This is a genomic window from Halomonas heilongjiangensis, assembly GCF_002879645.1.
Lineage (GTDB): Bacteria > Pseudomonadota > Gammaproteobacteria > Pseudomonadales > Halomonadaceae > Halomonas > Halomonas heilongjiangensis.
Genome location: NZ_PNRE01000012.1, coordinates 1 through 18,318, shown reverse-complemented (window position 1 = coordinate 18,318; position 18,318 = coordinate 1). Strand labels below are relative to the sequence as shown.

Here is an 18,318-nt window from a genome sequence, read left to right as displayed (position 1 = left end):
GGCGACGACCACCTGATCGTCGGCTCCACGCGCCACGAGAAGACCGCCCGCGCCCAGCTCATCGAAGCCGGCCAGGAAGTGCACCACAAGGCCGGCAGCAAGACCGTCATCGACGCCGGCGCCGAGATCACGCTGAGGGCCGGCGGCAGCTTCATCAAGCTCGACCCCAGCGGCATCACCATCGTCGGCGCCCAGGTCAAGATCAACTCCGGCGGCAGCCCGGGCTCGGGGAGTGGGCAGGGGGCAATGGAGCCCTTGTTACCTGTTGGTGTGGAAGGGCTTGAAATGGGCAATTACGATCAAGCGTTCGTCATTACCTGGGCGGGCACCAATATCCCCGCAGCCAACATGCGCTATCGAATGACAGACTCCCAAGGCAACATCGTCCAGGAAGGGCGAACCAATGAACTTGGCGAAACCGAGATGGCGCAAAGCCAAAGGCCGGGGCGGCTTCATATCGATATTCTGGAGGGATGAGACATGTCGTCGATGGAACGCGTGCTGGGCGAAGGGAATGCAGCTTATACCCCAACAGACGATACAGAGAGGATGTCCGTCTGCCTGCGTATTTGCGACAAGCAGGTGCCGCCTGCCGCCGAAAACCTGCTGGGCCGGTGTGAATACTATTATCGGCCGCTGCATGGCGAGTATGTCGAGAAGAGCGGGGTGGCGACCTGGGAAGCGCTCAAGGCCTGGGCGACTCGCTGGAACCCTTTCGATGATGCCATAGTGCTTCGGCGCCTGCTGAACAACCGGGACCGGCTAATCGAGCCGGAAAGCACCGACAATGACTGGTCGCGGCACGCCAACTTCATGATGCGCCATATTGGCTGCGGCCATCAGCCACCCGAATATTACGTCAGCTATGGCTACTACTATTGCTCGACCTATGGGGAGCGGCTAAGGCCACGATTAAACCCACAAGGACAGGATTGGTTGGATGAGGCGCGCTACTTACTTCAGCGCAATATTGATCTTGGCCTTAAAGATAATATGAAAGGTGATGAAATCCATGTGGTCTGCCGGCGCTATCCCAATCGCAGCGTCGAGATGACGGTGCCGAAGCAAGAGCTAGAAATCGATAACGCCACCTTCAAGACCTTTGCCTTCAATACCCATGTGCCGGCCTATCTGGATGCCGGCCTGGCGGATCTTTCCATTCCCGACCTGATGAGAATCGGAGGCCAACCTAATGTCGAGGAATGGCTGGACCGCGAAACCTGGCGCCAGGCCATCGACAGTGGTATGGAAGTCGGCTGGGAAAAGGCCGTGCGCGTTGGCGAAGCCGTCAGCGATACGGCGCGAACTGCGGCAGAAGCAGTGAGTGGTGCGGCACGTCAGGGGGCTGATGCGGTCGAGCGTGCCTTGCAGGCTTTGACAAGGCACCTGAGATAGGAGTCAAGCAAGATGCGCTGGCGTTGGTTAGCAGGGTTGGTGGCGGCCATAGCGGTCGTGGGATATGTCGTGGGAGGCAATGGAATGTGGGACAGAGTCAGCAACGACTTTATGAAGGAAGACAAGCCCTATGGGCCGGGAGATTTTCGGCTTCGTGGCGATAAGGTACTGTCCATGAAGCTGACGAATCCCGAGACTACCTTCAAGCCTCGCGAGGAGCGCAGCGACCCCAACAGAGCAGAGCCTACGGAAGCATGGATGGGGAATGTATCCGAAATTGCCAACCGCCGCTCGGTGCGCATCCTGGGCGGCAACCTGGATGGTGAGGTGACCCGGCGCTTCGAGGAGCCGGCCCAGCGGGCCGATTGGTGGCTGGCGCCGGACTGGAGCACGCTCTATCTGGCCACCGGCTGGATGGATTATCACGAAGAACCGGCACCAGGAGAGCGCTACACACCGCAGCTGACTCAGCTGTTCAAGTCCACCGATCAGGGGGCGACGTGGGAGCGGCTCGAGTGGCCGGAGGGGCAGAACATCAGCTTCCTGCGTTTCCTCGATGCCGAGCGCGGCTACCTGATCGGCTGGGGGCCGCGGATCTGGCGCACCGAGGACGGCGGTGAGCACTGGGAGGAACTCCCGGTGCCGGACGGGGCGTGTAACCCGGAGAATGAGCGCCAGCAGTTCGACCTGGTGGCGCTGGGACGTGACAACGTGCTGCGCATGGCCTACTTCGACCCCGAGAGCGGCACCAGCCCGGTCTACGCGCTGCCCTGGGGCGAGGACACGCCGCGGCTGGAACTCACCCTGCCGCAGCATACCGTCAGCGACATCGTCGCCAACGAGCAGGGCATGGTGTATGTGCTGGCCCGGGAAGGGCGCCCGCGCCATCTGACCGCTGCCGAGGAGCGCGACCAGCCGCGTCCCAGCTCGGTATGGGGCTGGAACGGCGAGACGCTGCAGGAGCTGCATGAGTTCGCGCCGCAACTGGTCGGCTACGCGCTCTATCTCACCCCGGAAGAGGGCCTGCTGTTCGACGGCGTCGACGATTCCAGCCTGCTGGGTAGTGACATCACCGCGGTGAGCTACGACGGTGGCGGGAGTTGGAAGATTGAAGACGAAGGCCGCAGCGCCCAGGGCGGTTACTACGACGCGCAAACTGGCGAGCGCTGGCGGGTCTCGGGCTACTCGCTCTATCGGCGGGAGATTCCCTGAGGCGTGGCGTCACGGCGACCGGTGGCAGGGGGCTCGCCATCGGTCGCCGCGTCGATCGTTCCCTCGGTCAGCGCTGCTGCATGCAGTTGTCATAGAAGGCCACGGTGGCCGGCCAGTCGCTGAAGATGCCGATCACGCCGACGTCCTGGACGAGCACGTCGAGCGAGATCAGCTTGTCGCCCTCGCGGCGAATCACCTCCTCGGTGGTGCTGTGGTACCACTGGCCGCCCTCGGCCAGTGGGCCGGAGCGCTCGAGGGTCCAGGTGATCAGCTCGAGCCCGGCGTCCCTGGCGTGCTCGGCATAGGTCGAGGGCACCACGCGGCTGTCGCCGTCACCGAACTCCGGGTTGGCGGCGAGCAGCATCCACATCGGCGGGGCGAGAATCTTCACGCCCTGATCGGCCAGTTCCTGCATGCTCGGTGACCAGGTGGCGGGGTCGGTGTGATCGAAACCGTCGTCATCGTAGCGGCCATCCAGGTAGACGGCCTGCTCGCCGAACTCGGGTTCGTTCTCGATCCAGTAGAGCACGTCGTCGAGCAGGAACGACTGGGCGTAGACGTCGCTTGCGGGCACGTCGGCGGCCTTGTACTCGTCGATCATCTTCTGGGCGTAGTCCTGCTGGGACATGCCGTTGAAGGGCATCTCCACGCTGGGCGCCTTGAGCTCCGGGGTCATCTTCACGCCGAGTGCCTTGAACAGCTCGATGGTGTCGGCGTGGCTCATCAGGGTGCCGCGGGTGTCGTAGAGGCCGGTGCGCCACCCGGGGGTGCCGGCGAGATAGGCCTCGATGCTGCGCGCCTCGCGGTCGGCGCCTTCCATCTTGCCCTCCAGGGTGCGGAACTCGGCCAGGGTGATGTCGCTGGTGCAGCACTGGATATCCGCGGCGTTGACGAGCTCGCCGCTGTCGGGGTCGAATTCCGGCGGCACGCTGCACTTCTCGGCCAGATCGGTTTCGACGATGTTGGTGGTGTAGTGCAGGTCGCACTGGGAGTGCCGGCAGACCAGCTCGTTGTCGGCGGTGAAGGTGACGTCGCACTCGATGATGCCGGCGCCGCCCTGGGCGCCGGCCAGGTAGGACTCCAGGGTGTGCTCGGGGAACATCAGTGGTGCACCGCGGTGGGAGATGGTCAGGTCGGAACGCTGGCCGTTGCGGTTGCCTGCGGCACAGCTCAGCAGGTCGGACTTGAGCTCGCGTTCTCGGTCGGTCTCCTCGCTCATGTCGTGGACCAGGAACAGCGGGCGAGGGCCCAGGGTGACGTGGCTGGCGGCGTCGATCAGGGCATCGTAGTAGCCGCTGGGATCGGTGTCGCCGGCGTAGGCGACAGGAGTGACGGTCAGGGCGGTGAGGCACCCCAGGGCGATGGTGAATTTCTTGTTCATGTCGTGTCTCGCTATCTTCCTTGTTGGCGTCGGGTGGAGGCGGTCACTGTGCCTGCGGCGTATGACAACCGCACGACGGTAGGGTGAGGTTCCACTCCACCTCACTAGAGTAGTTGTTTCATCCCATGGTGTGGCATGCATCACCCCCATCCTGACCTGAGCAACAGGAGTTCGGCCTAAAGCCAGACAAGCTAACGTCGTGCCAAAATTGTCTGACCGACTTGGGCCGCGGCCACTACACTCAATGACTCACCAACACTCCGTTTTGAGGGGCGTTAACATGTCAACCGCCAAAGCTGAACAAGTGCCCACGGTTCACGAGATTCCCGCAGCGAACTACGATACCTTCGTCGCCCTGCCCGAGAGCGTCGCCATTGCCTCGCAGCCGATGTTCGACTGGTGGGTGCATCACTGGATGGATGCCTCGCATCCGCTGGTCAGGATGCAACAGGCCTGGATGGAGTCGATCCTCGAGACGATCCAGGTCGAGGTCGAGTTCCTGACCGCCTGTGCCGTCTCGGGCGAGAAGATGTCGAAGTGCTTCTCCGACCCCGATACGCTGCGCAATCCCACTCTGCTGAGCAGCTGCTATCACGAGGTCGCCAAGGACATGACCGATGCCCATCTCTCGCGGCTCGGCAAGGTGGCCGATCTGCCCAAGGACTTCCGGCAACGGCTCTGGGAAGAGATCTGCTGAACCGGCACTCACTCCGGTGCTGCCATGAACGGGAAGGGAGGGGTTGCCCCTCCCTTCCCGTTGTTTCGCTTGTGCTCGCCGACTGTCGGACGAGGAGAGATCACATCGAGCGCCGCGCCATCAGCATCTCCCTTGTTGCCGGCGGCAGGCACTGGCGGTGTGCAGAAGGATCGAGATGTGGCGCCAGGATCGGCTCCATGCCCTTGAGTACCTGGACCGGCAGGGCCGAGGTGAAGCGGAAGTTGTCCGACTCGCCGCCCGCCACGTAGGCGGTGAGGGTGCCGAAGTGGTCATCGCCGAGGTAGAAGACGAAGGTGGCGGTGCGGTTGCGCGCCCGGGAGTCGATGACGTGCCCGCCGCGGGTCACCGTCTCGATGCGGTTGTTGCCGGTACCGGTCTTGCCGCCCAGGAGCAGGGCGGTGCCGTCGTCCAGGGCGAAGCTGCCATGCAGGCGACGAGCGGTACCGCCATCCACTACCTGGGAGAGCGTCTCGCGCAGTACCGCGGCCACTTCCGGGGCCATGACCTGGCGCGCACGGCCCTCGGTCGGCACGAAGCGGGTCTCGTAGGGGGTGGCGTCGGCGAAGTGCAGGTCGTCGATGCGCAGGGTCGGCAGGCGTACGCCGTCGTTGAGGATGATCCCGATCAATTCGGCCAGGGCCGCCGGGCGATCGCCCGAGGTGCCCACCGCGGTGGCCAGCGACGGCACCAGATGCTCGAAGGGGTAGCCCAGGCGCTGCCAGCGCTGGTGGATGTCGAGGAAGGCCTCGACCTCGAGCATGGTACGGATGCGTACGTCGCGGGCGCTACGGTGGCGGGTCTTGAACAGCCAGCCATAGACTTCCTGGCGTTCCTGCTGGCTGGCGGCGGCGGCCTCGAAGAAGGTGGCCTCGGGATAGTCCAGCAGGTAGCCGAGCAGCCACAATTCCAATGGGTGCACCTTGGCGATGTAGCCCTGGTCCGACAGGGTATGGTTGCCGGGCGCATGGACGTCATAGAGTTCGTCGATTCGACGGTCGCTGAGCGTTTCTCCGGGTAGCCACTCGGCGAGGAAGGCGGCGAAGACGTCGCGGTCGGCCTCCGGGAAGAGGTAGCGATGCACCGCGGCCAGGCGTGAGGCCGTGATGCGCAGCCCCCCGAGAAAGGCATCGAGGCGCTCGTCGCTGTCCTTGTCACGGTACTTGCGCCAGAAGCGCTGCATGAAGACACGACCCTCACGGTCGGCAAAGCGCTGCAGGTACTCCAGACGGCGCGGGTCGCCGTCGTCCTCGAGCAGATGGCTGCGATGCTCGTTGCGATGGGTGCTGTAGCGCACCAGATCGCGCAGCACGCGCACGAAGGGCAGGTTGAGCGATTCGCGCATGGCCTCCGAGAGGGTCGGGTTACGGCCGTTGTCCTCGCGGCGGAAGTTGCTGAAGGTATGACGCCCGCCGCCGGTGAAGAAGGCCTCATGGGGGCTGGCCGAGTAGCGCCGCTCCATGGCGGCCGCGAGGATCTCGTCGAGTCCGATGTCGGGGCGGGCGATCAAGGTGTCGAGTACCCAGCGGCTGAGCACGTCCTGACGATCCACCCCCACTTGACGCAGCGTCTCCACGGACTTGCCGGCATGGCGCTGGTGCAGCTCGGCGATCACTTCCAGGTAGGTCGCCAGTACGCGCAGCTTGGCGGTGGAGCCGAGCTCCAGCTTGCTGCCCTCGTTGATGTCGAAGGGCTGGCCGGTATTGTCGGTCTGCACACGCACGCGGAAGCCGTCATCGCCCCGCTCGAAGAGGGTGAAGCTGTAGCGAACCTCGCGGGTCTTCTCCGGCGACAGCAGGCGATCGCCGAACAGCCCGATCTCGCTGGCGAAGTCAGGGTCGGCGAGTCGGTACAGGTAGTCGGTGACCTGGCGCTGCAGGTCGCCGTGGAGAGTGGTGCGTGCCCTCAGGTCGAGACGGTCCAGGTCGTAGAACGGCAGGCCGACCAGGCCGCCGAGGCGGCCACGGGCCATTTGCAGGCCCTTGTCCAGCTCGACCTGCAGACGCACCGGATCACGAGCGAAGTCGCGGAACGGCAGGCGCTGGCCGAGGGCGGCATCGCGCAGGTCCGGGCCGACCAGTGCCTCGTCGGCAAGCAGGCGCAGGTAGCTGTCGGTGAGTTGCTCCAGCGCCTGACGGCCGGTGGTGAGGTACCAGGAGGGGCGACGCTGGGCGATCATCAGGGCGACCACCTGACGCAGCGCCAGGCCCTGGGCCTCGAGGGGGGCGGACGAGTTGAAGCCGGGGACCAGCAGCCGGTTCAGCTCGTCGAAATCGGCACCGAACCAGACCCAGAGCCCGTCACCGACCCCGTGAACCTCCCCGTAACCGGGTGCCGCCGACAGCGGCACCGAGTTGAGGTAGTCCAGCGCCACGTCCTGCCGTGCGGCCAGCGTCTGTGGCCCCTGCTGGTAGCCGCGGACGCTGGCCGAGACCATCTGGCGCATCTTCTCCATCGGCGAACCGGTCAGCCCGCGCGGGGAGTGCCGGTACTTCTCGACCTGGGTAGCCAGGGTACTCCCGCCGGCGGCCTGGCCGGACATGTCAAGCGCACGACCCACCTGGGACATGGCCGCCTTGGTGAAGCGTGGCCAGTCCACTGCCGGGTTGGCGTAGGGGGCGCTCTCATCGAGCAGTTGGCGATTCTCGATGTAGAGCAGCACCTGCAGCATCAGCGGCGGGACGGCATCGAAGTGCGGATAGTGACGCTGGGGATGGCGGAATTCGTACAGCGTCTCGCCACGGCACTCTTCCAGGGTCAGGCCGGCCCGGGTCTTCTCCGGGTAGGGCGGGAAGAAGCCGCGACGGGTGTATTCCAGCAGCGCTGGCGAGAAGCGTGCCTGGCGTTCGATGTCGTAGCCGCGACCGAGCAGGCGTTCCTCGATCTGTGGCAACTGGGCATAGCCCAGGCGCTGGTCGAAGGGCCCGTGGCGGGGGAAGAGGATGCGATCGCTCTGTCCGGGCGCGAGGGTATAGCCCAGCGTGCCGGCATAGCGTGACAGCTCCTGGGCCTGGAAGTGCGAGGTACGCGCCTCGGCGACCAGCAGGGTGGCCAGGGTGACGGCGACCAGAGCGAGCAGCAGCAGCCCCCAATTGCGCAGGCGGTGCCGCGGCTTCTCGGGTGGGTGAGCCGGCTCCAGCGGCGGTTCCTGGAGGATGAGCGGCGAGGCACTGGAGTGCGCTACGCCGTTCCCTGGCGATGATACGGCGGAAGAGGACTTCCGGTGTGACGACGACTCGTGCGCGCCCATACGCCACCCTCGCAACCTGCGATAACAAATTGTTCCTTTTTGTAGCGTAGCTCGGCGAGGGGGAAAGTGTAGCGAGGGACAGCAAAAAAAACGCTGTTCGAGCGAGTCAGGTCGTGCGGTAGACGCCGAAGTGCGTCAGCCCCCGGTCGTGCAGGTGCAGGGCCTGCATCCGGCTCATCACCCCCTGGTCGCAATAGAGCAGGTAGCAGCGGTCGTCCGGCAGGTCCGGGGCGCGGCCCTGGAGTTCATAGAAGGGGATCTCGAGGCGCGGTACATCGGGAAGTCGCAGGGGCGAAGCCTCGCGTTCCTCCGGGGCGCGGATGTCGATCACGCTGGCATCGCCGAGTTGCGCGAGGGCCTGAGGCGAGTCCACCGTCGGCACCTCGCCGGGGGGATGCCGGCGCTCCATCAGGCGGTCGGAGCGGGTCGTCTCGACCGCCCGGATGGCGGCCTCGAGCACCGCGAAGTCGAACCCGGCCTCGGCCTGCTCGACATCGTGGGCGCGGGCGCGGGTATGGGGTCGGCGGGAGATCACCCCGCAGTACTCGGGCATCGTCTCGGCGAAGCGGGCGGTGTCGAGGCGGCGCGCCTGGGCGATGATGTCCTGCTTGTCCTCGGTGAGCAGCGGACGCAGGATCGGCAGCTCGCTCGCTTCGTCGATCAGCGCCAGGTTGGTCAGGGTCTGGCTCGAGACCTGGGCGATGGCGTCGCCGGTGACCAGCGCCGGGATCCGCTCGCGATGGGCGATGCGGCTGGCGGCGCGCACCATCATGCGCTTGAGCACCACCCCCATGAGCCCATCGGGCACGCTGCGCAGGATCTCGGCGACCACTCCCTCGAAGGGGACCGAGAGGAAGTTGACGCGATGGGAGCTGCCGTAGCGCTGCCAGAGGTGGTGGGTCACCTCGCGCACCCCGGCCTCGTGGGCCGGCCCCCCCAGGTTGAAGAACAGGAAGTGGGTCTTGATGCCGCGCCGCATCATGCGCCAGGCCGCCACCGGTGAGTCGAAGCCGCCGGAGATCAGCGTCAGGGCCTGCCCCTGCAGGCCGAGCGGGTAGCCGCCCAGGCCGGGCCAGCGTGCCTGGATCAGCCGCAGTCGCTGGTGCACGACCTCGACGGAGACGTTCACGTCGGCGCGGGTGAGGTCGACCCTGGCATCGGGGCTCGCCTCGAGCAGCCGGCGGCCAATCAGGCGCTCGATGTGCTCGGAACTGAAGTCATGGTCGCCGCGGCGCTTGGCACTGACCCGAAAGCGGCGTCCCGCGATGGTGTGTTGCCACAGCGGCACCACCTGGTCGGCGATGTCGGTCAGGTCGGAGAAGGGCGCCTCGCGGATGGCCAGCACCTCGTGGATGCCCGGGATCCGGGTCAGTCGCTCTTCCATCTCACGGGTCAGCGCTTCGGGAAGTGCCTCCGGCAGGGTGACGTGCAGGGCATCCCAGGTGTCCTTGACGCTGACCCCTTCGTCGAGCCGACGCAGGATGGTGCGCACATTGCCGGCCAGGCAGCGCGTCATGTGCCGGCGTACGGAGCGCGACTTGATGGTGATCTCGGGGAACAGCTTGAGCAGATAGTGCATGCGTAAAAAACGATTCAAAAACAGTCTGTTGATATGATATCAGTGCCGCCGCGACAGCGCACGGCCTCGACCGGCGAGGTCAGGGATATCGCAGTTACCCAAAGCGAGTGGCGCCGGGGACAGGTCGAAGAGGGGGTCCGATTCCATGGATGGAATCGGTAGCGCCCAGGGAGGGGTTCACAGCGCCCCCTCGCCGACCTGTCGCCGGAACAGTCTCGAGCGTTACCGCCAACTGCGATTGCCCTGCCGGCGGATTCCCCGATGCAGAACGCCCGGCGAGTGCCGGGCGTTCCTGGGCAACGGGCCGAGTCCTGGGCGAGGGCAAGGCTCAATAGAGGGCCTGTTCCTCGTCGACCACTTCCTTGAGGACCTCCAGGTAGAGCCGGTCGGCCTCGGAGTGTTCGGTCGGATCCTCCGGGATATGCACGCTGGTGGTGTCCGAGATCTCGTTGGCGATCCGCGCCATCGCCTCGCTCTTGCTGCCTTCCGATAGCTGGCGGCGGGCGATCTCCAGCGACTGCTCGAGGATCTTGGGATCCTGCAGCAGTTTCTTGATGAAGCCACGCAACTCGTTGATGACTCGTGTCTTCTGGATTTCCGAAGAGGACATGGCGTTCTCCTTGTCGTGACCCTGCCGTGTCGGTGATGGCGTGACGATAGCACGTTTGGCAATGGCCGGGAGAGAGGGAGAACGGCGCCAAAGAATATTTTGTAGGCTTTCTCTTACATCAAGAGGCGCCGATCTCTTCGCTTTTTGCATCGATTAGGGATTGGACAAATGCCCGGCTTTGGTTACGATGACTTACAAAGGTTAACGTTCATGAAAAAGTATCGTGGCCCTCACCTCGCTCCAGCCGAGTTTTCTGATACCGATACGGAGTGAGGCATCGCCATTCGAAGGGAAGCGGGAAGGGAAGCGCCGTCCGGTCGAGCCGGATGAGGCCCGTAATAACAAAAATATAGGCTCAACCTCCTGACAGGCTTACGGCATCGTTCGTCGTTCGTCTGCTAATCATGAAAGGGAACTCAAATGAAATTCGCAATCGACTCTTCGCGTGTCCGGGATACCCGCCGACTGGCGCGGGCTGTCGTGGTGGGTACGTCGCTCACCCTGTTGCCGCTCGCGGCCGCCGTGGCCCAGTCCTTGCCGCCTGGCCTGGCCGCGCCCGGTTCGACCAACCTCCAGCAGGTGGTGCAGCGTGCCATCGCCACCAATCCCGAGGTTCAGGCCGCCTGGAATGGCCTGCGGGCCTCCGGTCATGACGTCGGCGTGGCGCGCGGCAACTACCTGCCGAGCATCGACGTAGCCGCCGGGATCGGTCGCGAGGACCTCGAGGGTGACGGGCGTGGCAGCTACGACACCGATTTCGCCGAGCTGACCCTGACCCAGATGCTCTACGACGGTTTCGCCACGCACAGCGAGGTGGCGCGGCTCGACCGCGCCAAGCTGGTGCGCTACTACGAACTGCTGGGGGCCAGCGAGGACGTTGCCCTGGAGGCCACCCGGGCCTATCTCGACGTCAGCCGCTATCGCGATCTGGTGGGCCTTGCCCAGGACAACTACGCCGATCACCTGCGCGTCTTCACCCAGACCGAGGAGCGGGCGCGGTCCGGTGCCGGTCGCGGCGTCGACCTGGAACAGATCAGCGGCCGGCTGGCCCTGGCCGAGTCCAACCTGATGACCGAGGCCTCCAACCTGCATGACGTCACGGCGCGCTATCAGCGCATCGTCGGCGACCTGCCGGCGGAGAACCTCGCCCCGGCGCCGGGCCTCGACAATCGCCTGCCGCCCTCGGTGGCCGAGGCCGTGGACCTGGCCTTCGCCGGCAACCCCGAGTTCCATGCCGCCATCGAGAACATCGAGGCATCACGTGCCGAGCGCGAGGGGGCCAGGTCCGGCTTCCATCCGCGCCTCGACCTGCGTGGCCGTACCGGCACCAACAACGAGAGTGGCCTCAATGGCCGTCGCGATCAGCACAGCATCGAGCTGGTGGCGAGCATGAACCTCTACCGCGGTGGCAGCGACCTGGCTTCCTTCCGTGCCGCCACCGATCGGGTCGAGCAGGCGATCAATCAGCGGGAAGTGGCTTGTACCAATGTGCGCCAGACCACCCAGATCGCCTATAACGACACCCAGCGCCTGCGCGAGCAGATGCAGTACCTCAACCAGCACCGCCAGTCCATCAACCGCGTGCGCGGCGCTTATCAGCAGCAGTTCGACATCGGCCAGCGCACCCTGCTCGACGTGCTGGACAGCGAGAACGAGTACTTCGAGGCCAGCCGTGCCTACGTCAATGCCCAGTACGACGTGGCCCTGTCCGACGCTCGCACCCTGGCCGCCATGGGCCAGCTGATGCAGGCTCTCGAGGTGCGCCGCGACGACATGCCGACCCTGGCCGAGCTGGGCAGCGACGGCGTGGAGATCAATCCCGATGTGGTCTGCCCGGCCCAGGGGCCGTCCGGTTTCACCCTCTCCGACTTCACCGGTGGCATCACGGCGCCGGCACCGACCCGGGCGCCGGACATCACGCTGTCCGCCGATGCACTGTTCGCCATCAACAGTGCCGAGCTCTCCGCCGAGGCCCGCAACGAACTGGCCGGGCTGGCCTCGCAGATTCGCGACCGCACCGACCTGGCGCGGGTCTTCATCGCCGGCCATGCCGACAGCACCGGCAACGATGCCATCAACGACCCGCTCTCACAGGCGCGTGCCGACAGCGTCGCCGATTATCTGGTCAGCCAGGGGGTGAGCCGTGGCCTGGTCGAGACCCGTGGCTACGGCTCCCGTCAGCCGGTGGCGAGCAACGACACCGTCGATGGCCGTCGTCAGAATCGGCGGGTCGAGGTGACCCTGGAGCGGGTCGGCGAGAACCTCGACATGAGTTTCCATCCCGTCGCGGAGCAGCCCCTTGGCCTCGCCGCCGGCAATGACGCGCTCTCCCGCGGTGTGGCGGGGTAACATCAGAGGTAGGTGTGACGCTCAGAGAAAACCTGGACCCGTCCTCGGGTCCTTCGCGCCCCGTCGTTCGGGATGAACTCCTCGAATGCCTCCAGTCCATCGCCCTGGTCCACGGGCATGCGGCGACGGCGGAGTCGTTCACCGCCGGCCTGCCCCTCGAGGAGGGCCGGATCACGCCGGCCATCTTCCCGCGGGCCGCCTCCCGGGCGGGGCTCACCGCGCGGATCGTCAAGAGTCGCCTGGTGCAGCTCAACCCGGCGCTGTTTCCTGCCGTGCTGTTGCTGGAGCCGGGCCGTGCCTGCGTGCTGGTGGCGCTGGACCTCAAGGCGCGCCGTGCCCGGGTGATCTTCCCCGAACTGGGCGATGCCGAGACCGAGGTCGGCCTCGATGGCCTCCAGTCGAGCTACAGCGGGCAGGCGATCTATGTGCGTCCGCGTTTCCATTTCGATGCCCGCGGGCCCGAGGTCAACAAGCAGCGCTCGCGCCACTGGTTCTGGGGGGTGATCCGCGAGAACCGCAAGCTCTACCGCGACGTCATCGCCGGGTCGGTGGCGATCAACCTCTTCGCCGTGGCGATGCCGCTGTTCGTGCTCAACGTCTATGACCGGGTGGTGCCCAACCACGCCACCGAGACGCTCTGGATCCTGGCCGTCGGCATCTTCGTGGTGCTCTGCTTCGACCTGGCGCTGCGCCTGATGCGCAACGCCTTCGTCGACCTGGCGGCGAGTCGGGCCGACGTCAAGCTGTCGTCGTCGATCATGGCGCGGGTGCTGGGGCTGAGGATGGAGGCCCGGCCGGCCTCCACCGGCTCGTTCGCGGCGACGCTGCAGTCCTTCGAGGCGGTGCGGGGCTTCATCGGTTCGGCCACGGTGGTGGCGCTGGTCGATCTGCCCTTCGTGCTCCTGTTCGCCGGCATCATCGCGCTGATCGCCCCGCCGCTGGTGCTTCCGGTGCTGGCGGGCATCGTCTTCGTGCTGCTCTACGCCATGGCGGCCCAGGGCAAGCTCCACGAGCTCTCCGAGACGACCTGGCGAGTGGGTGCCCAGCGCAACGCCACCCTGGTCGAGTCGATCTCGCACCTGGAGACGGTCAAGGCGCTGCGCGCCGAGAGCCGCATCCAGGGCATCTGGGAGAAGGCCTCCGCCTACCTGTCGCGCACCGCCGCCCAGTTGCGCCTGGTCAGTTCCTCGGTCTCCAGCGTGGCGCTCTGGGCCCAGCACAGCGTGGCGGTCTGCGTGATCCTCATCGGGGTCTACCAGATCATCGAGGGCAACCTGACCCAGGGGGGGCTGATCGCCGCCTACCTGCTCTCGTCGCGGGCCATGGCCCCGGTCAGCCAGGCCGCGGCGCTGCTCGCCCAGTACCACCAGTCGTCCACGGCGCTGCAGTCGCTCAACGCGGTGATGGAGCGTCCGGTGGAGCGTCCCGACGACAAGCAGTTCATCAACCGGCCGGTGGTGCGCGGCGAGATCCGCTTCGACAAGGTGAGCCTGCGCTACCCCGATGAAGAGCGCGATGCCCTGCGCGATATCTCGCTCACCATCGAGCCCGGCGAGAAGGTCGCCCTGTTGGGCCGGGTGGGCTGCGGCAAGTCGACGCTCACCAAGCTCATCCTGGGGCTCTATGCGCCCAGCGCCGGGGCGGTGCTGGTCGACGGCGTCGACATCCGCCAGTTCGACCCCATCCAGTTGCGTCGCCACATCGGCTATGTGCCCCAGGACGTCAGCCTGTTCTTCGGTTCGCTGCGTGACAACGTGGTGGCCGGGGGCGGCAGCGACGGGGTGGACGACGAGGCGTTGCTGCGGGCGATCGAGCTCGCCGGCCTCGAGGGCCTGGTCAACTCCCACCCCCATGGGGTCGACCTGCAGGTCGGGGAGCGCGGCCAGTCACTCTCCGGTGGCCAGCGGCAGGCGGTGGCCATCGCCCGGGCGCTGGTTCACGATCCGCGCATCCTGCTGCTCGACGAGCCCTCCAGCGCCATGGACCACGCCAGCGAGGAGGCCTTCAAGGCCAGGCTCAAGGCCTATGCCCACGGCAAGACCATGATCGTCGTCACCCACCGCACCTCGCTGCTGTCGCTGGTCGATCGCATCATCGTCATCGACGCCGGCAAGGTGGTCGCCGACGGCCCCCGCGACAAGGTGGTAGAGGCCCTGCGCAGCGGGCAGATCGGGAGGGCCGGCTGATGACAAAGCACCGGGACAGTACCGCCGAACAGCAGGGGTTCGAGGCGATCGGGCGTTTCTCCGAGGTGGGCGGCAGGCCCTTCCGGCCCTTCATCGACCGGCTCTTCGCGCGGAGCGTCACGGCGGCACACCTCAACCGCGACTGGGCCAGCGACGCCGACTGGGCGCGACTGCAGCAGGATCCGCTCCGTGCCCGGGCCTTCCTCTACGTGGTGTTGCTGGCGGTGGCGGCGCTGGTCGCCTGGTCGTACTTTGCCTCCATCGACGAGGTGACCCGGGGGAGCGGTCGGGTGATTCCCTCCAGCCAGCTGCAACGGGTCCAGACCTTCGACGGTGGCGTGGTCCAGGAGATGCTGGTGCGCGAGGGGCAGATGGTCGAGGCCGGCCAGGTGCTGATGCGCATCGACCCGACCCGCTTCGTCTCCAGCTTCCGCGAGAACCGCGCCCAGGCGCTGGCCCTGGAGGCGCGCGCCGAGCGATTGCGGGCCTTGATCACCGACACCCCCTTCGCCCCGGCGGAGACCCTGCGCAGCGAGGCGCCCGGGATCGTCGCCCAGGAGCGCGAGGTCTACGAGAGTCGCCGCGAGGAGCTGCGCGAGCAGGAGAGCATCCTCGCCGATCGCATCCGCCAGCGCGAGGAGGAGCTGCGCGAGGCCCGGGCCAGGCGCGACACCGCCCAGCGCGAGGCCAACATGGCCGGCCAGGAACTCAACCTGACGCGCCCGCTGCTGCAGTCCGGGGCGGTGTCCGAGGTCGAGGTGCTGCGCCTGCAGCGGGAGGTCTCGCGGGCCACCGGCGAGCGTGACCAGGCGGCGGCGGCGGTATCGCGACTCGAGGCCGCCGTGGAGGAGGCGCGCACCCAACTGAGCGAGGTCAGGACCGAGCGGCGCAGTGATTGGCAGAACGATCTGGCCCAGACGCTGGGCGACCTCAATGCCCTGGACGAATCCAGCACCGGGCTGCAGGACCGGGTGCGCCTGGCCGAGGTGCGCTCGCCGGTGGACGGCGTGGTGCAGCGTCTGGCCATCAACACCATCGGCGGGGTCGCCCAGGCCGGCCAGGAGGTGGTGGAGATCGTGCCCAGCGACGACCAGTTGCTGGTCGAGGCGCGCATCGCCCCCCAGGACATCGCCTTCCTGCGTCCGGGGCAGCCGGCGACCATCAAGCTCACCGCCTACGACTTCGCCATCTACGGCGGACTGTCGGCCGAGCTCGACCACATCAGCGCCGACACCATCACCGATGACAACGACAACACCTTCTACCTGGTGCGCGTGCGGACCGTCGAGAGCGAGAACATCGCGAGCGAGCTGGCGGTGATACCCGGCATGACCGCCCAGGTCGACATCATGACCGGCAAGCGCACCGTGATGCAGTATCTGCTCAAGCCCGTGCTGCGGGCCTGGAGTGACTCCATGGGAGAGCGATGATGGCACACCTGTTCGTCTGTCAGGGGCGCGACGAGATCCCGCGCTGGCGCGAGGCGTTTCCACAGGCTCGCCTGGTGAACCCGCAGCAGGCGAGGGCCTGGGCCGGTCGCGGCGATCGGATCTGGGTGATGAGCAATCTCGAGGGGTGGCCGGCCCTGGTGTCTACCCTCAGTGGGCGCGGCGCCACCCTGATGGTGCTGAGCTATGCGCCGAACTCGCTCGAGGCCTTTCAGGCCCTGAACGCCGGCGCACGCGGCTACGCCCATGCGCTCTCGCCAGCGGAGCTGCTGCGTCAGGTGGAGGTGGTGACCACCAACCAGGGGATCTGGGTCTGGCCCGAGCTGCTCGCCCAGGTGGTGGGGGGCACCTTCAAGGCGCTGGGAGGCGAGTCGCGGTTGCAGGAGGAGATCCTCGCCGTGCTCACCGGGCGGGAGCGCGCGGTGGCGCTGGCGGTGGCCGAGGGGCAAAGCAACAAGGCGGTCGCCCGGCGACTCGACATCACCGAGCGCACCGTCAAGGCCCACCTCGGGGCGGTGTTCCGCAAGCTCGGTGTCCGCGACCGTATGCAACTGATCCTGCGGCTCTCGCACCAGGACGCGAGCGTTGCCGATTCGGGATGATGAGCGCTGTCTTCGACCAGGCGGGACGCCTCCTCCGCCACCCTGATAAGCCAACAGTATTCTTTTCGGCCGCCATTCCTGATGGCGGCCATGTTTTTTGCTACCTGTCCATCGGTCCAATACTCAATCGATGCTTTGTTACTTAATGTGAAGGTATAAGCCGCCCAAGGGTCATGTTCTTCCGCCTCGCGAATGATGGGCTCCTGATGCGGCATCCGAAGACGAATACCTCGCAGGGAGTCATACCATGTCCATCGCAACCGTCGTTTCCCTCTCCGGCCAGGCCTGGGCGCGTGACGCCGAAGGCAACCTGCGCGAACTGCGCGTCGGGGATAGCCTTCAGGAGGGCGAGACGCTCGTCACCGCCGACAACGCCCGGGTCGAGCTCGACTTCGGCGACAACCTCGCCCCCACCCTGATCGAGGGCGGCCAGCAGATCGCCATGACCCCGGATCTCGACGCCGACCGGCCGGTGGACGTAGAGGATGCCAGCGCCCTGGACGAGGATCTCGAGGCGCTGCTCGCCGCCCTCGAGGATGAGGAGGGCGACCTGCTCGATATCTTCGACGCCACGGCGGCCGGTGCCGGCCCGGGTGGCGGCGGTGGCGACGGCCACAGCTTCGTGCGCCTGGCCCGTATCGCGGAAGACACCGACCCGCTGGCCTTCGACTTCAGCGTCGGGCAGTTCGATGGGCCGCCGGAGGGCGGGGCGCCGAGCTTGCTGGCCGAAGTGGAAGAGCAAGAGCCAGAACCCCCGGTCGAGGAGCCGGAAGTCGTCGATGCCATCCCGGAAGCGGGGGCCTCCGGGGCCGAGCTCTTCGATGCTCAGATGCTGGAAGAGGGTGGCTCGGTGTCTAGCGGCACGCTGGACTTCGACTTCGGTGACGACGGGGTGGGTAGCATCGGCTTCGCCGGCATGGACGGCAGCAGTGGTGTCGTGGGCTCCGAGACCGTCACCTACGGCTGGGATGCCGGCAGCAACACCCTGACCGCTACCGGCCCGCGCGGTGACCTGTTCACTATCCAGGTGAATCCGCTCACCGGCGAGTACACCCTGACGCTGCTCGACAATGTCCTGCACGCCGAGGGTACCGACGATGCCAGCACCGAGCTGACCTTCACGGTCATCGATGGCAATGGCACCGAGGCCACAGGGTCCCTGACCATTACCTTCTTCGATGACGCCCCCGAGGCCAGGGATGACGAGGGTGGCACCGTCACCGAGGACGGCGCGAACAGCCAGCTCAGCGGCAATGTGCTCGACAACGACAGCTTCGGCGCCGACGGCGACGGCTCACTGACCTGGAACGACGCGGCCAATGCCGAGGCCATGGCCGAACTGGCCAAGTACGGCACCCTGGTGCTCAATGCCGACGGCAGCTGGAGCTTCACCCTCGACAACAGCCTGGCCGCGGTGCAGGCGCTGGGGGACGACGACACCCTCGACTTCACGCTGGGCTACACCATCACCGACGCCGACGGCGACACCAGCTCGGCCACCCTGAGCCTGACCCTCCAGGGGGCCGACGACAGCGCCCGGGTGATCGTCAACACCCAGGGCGCCGATGGCACCGTATACGAGGCCGGCCTG

Annotated in this window: 12 protein-coding genes and 1 pseudogene; 9 read left to right on the top strand and 4 right to left on the bottom strand. The window is 66.4% G+C overall.

Annotated elements, in window-relative coordinates; translation table 11 throughout:
* From C1H66_RS23140 to C1H66_RS01865, 3 genes and pseudogenes are all read left to right on the top strand, one after another.
* Positions 1 to 477: pseudogene (locus tag C1H66_RS23140) on the top strand (hypothetical protein); the annotation flags it as partial.
* A gap of 3 nt (positions 478 to 480) precedes the next feature.
* Positions 481 to 1,395 carry a hypothetical protein gene (locus C1H66_RS01870; protein ID WP_181423401.1) on the top strand — a complete coding sequence of 305 codons (915 nt, stop codon included), beginning with the start codon at positions 481 to 483 and terminating at the stop codon, positions 1,393 to 1,395.
* 258 nt (positions 1,396 to 1,653) lie between these two features.
* Positions 1,654 to 2,607 carry a WD40/YVTN/BNR-like repeat-containing protein gene (locus C1H66_RS01865; protein WP_102626220.1) on the top strand — a complete coding sequence of 318 codons (954 nt, stop codon included), beginning with the start codon at positions 1,654 to 1,656 and terminating at the stop codon, positions 2,605 to 2,607.
* A gap of 67 nt (positions 2,608 to 2,674) precedes the next feature.
* Here C1H66_RS01865 and C1H66_RS01860 read toward each other — a convergent pair whose 3' ends face one another.
* Complete coding sequence (locus tag C1H66_RS01860; protein ID WP_102626219.1) at positions 2,675 to 3,988, bottom strand: glycerophosphodiester phosphodiesterase family protein; 1,314 nt, start codon at positions 3,986 to 3,988, stop codon at positions 2,675 to 2,677.
* A gap of 280 nt (positions 3,989 to 4,268) precedes the next feature.
* Here C1H66_RS01860 and C1H66_RS01855 point away from each other — a divergent pair, with 280 nt between their 5' ends.
* Complete coding sequence (locus C1H66_RS01855; RefSeq protein ID WP_146010678.1) at positions 4,269 to 4,685, top strand: hypothetical protein; 417 nt, start codon at positions 4,269 to 4,271, stop codon at positions 4,683 to 4,685.
* Positions 4,686 to 4,785: 100 nt separating this feature from the next.
* Here the strand turns inward: C1H66_RS01855 and C1H66_RS01850 are convergent, their stop codons facing one another.
* The 3 genes from C1H66_RS01850 to C1H66_RS01840 all read right to left on the bottom strand — a co-directional run bounded on the left by C1H66_RS01850 (position 4,786) and on the right by C1H66_RS01840 (position 10,142).
* Positions 4,786 to 7,953: a transglycosylase domain-containing protein gene (locus C1H66_RS01850; protein ID WP_102626217.1), complete on the bottom strand. Its 3,168-nt coding sequence runs from the start codon at positions 7,951 to 7,953 to the stop codon at positions 4,786 to 4,788.
* A 106-nt stretch (positions 7,954 to 8,059) separates the two neighbouring features.
* Positions 8,060 to 9,532: a tRNA uracil 4-sulfurtransferase ThiI gene (gene thiI, locus C1H66_RS01845; RefSeq protein ID WP_102626216.1), complete on the bottom strand. Its 1,473-nt coding sequence runs from the start codon at positions 9,530 to 9,532 to the stop codon at positions 8,060 to 8,062.
* A gap of 328 nt (positions 9,533 to 9,860) precedes the next feature.
* On the bottom strand, positions 9,861 to 10,142 hold the full coding sequence (locus C1H66_RS01840; RefSeq protein WP_102626215.1) for a hypothetical protein: 282 nt from the start codon (positions 10,140 to 10,142) through the stop codon (positions 9,861 to 9,863).
* A gap of 420 nt (positions 10,143 to 10,562) precedes the next feature.
* Between C1H66_RS01840 and C1H66_RS01835 the strand changes: the two genes are divergently transcribed.
* From C1H66_RS01835 to C1H66_RS01815, 5 genes are all read left to right on the top strand, one after another.
* Positions 10,563 to 12,491, top strand: a complete 1,929-nt coding sequence (locus C1H66_RS01835; RefSeq protein WP_102626214.1) for a TolC family outer membrane protein — start codon at positions 10,563 to 10,565, stop codon at positions 12,489 to 12,491.
* A gap of 14 nt (positions 12,492 to 12,505) precedes the next feature.
* Complete coding sequence (locus C1H66_RS01830) at positions 12,506 to 14,677, top strand: type I secretion system permease/ATPase (protein ID WP_102626213.1); 2,172 nt, start codon at positions 12,506 to 12,508, stop codon at positions 14,675 to 14,677.
* Positions 14,677 to 16,107: an HlyD family type I secretion periplasmic adaptor subunit gene (locus tag C1H66_RS01825; RefSeq protein WP_102626212.1), complete on the top strand. Its 1,431-nt coding sequence runs from the start codon at positions 14,677 to 14,679 to the stop codon at positions 16,105 to 16,107. The genes C1H66_RS01830 and C1H66_RS01825 overlap by 1 nt, the downstream gene beginning before the upstream one ends.
* Complete coding sequence (locus tag C1H66_RS01820) at positions 16,107 to 16,727, top strand: response regulator transcription factor (RefSeq protein ID WP_102626221.1); 621 nt, start codon at positions 16,107 to 16,109, stop codon at positions 16,725 to 16,727. The genes C1H66_RS01825 and C1H66_RS01820 overlap by 1 nt, the downstream gene beginning before the upstream one ends.
* A gap of 247 nt (positions 16,728 to 16,974) precedes the next feature.
* The coding region (locus tag C1H66_RS01815; protein ID WP_146010677.1) for a retention module-containing protein at positions 16,975 to 18,318 on the top strand (1,344 nt) is incomplete at its 3' end.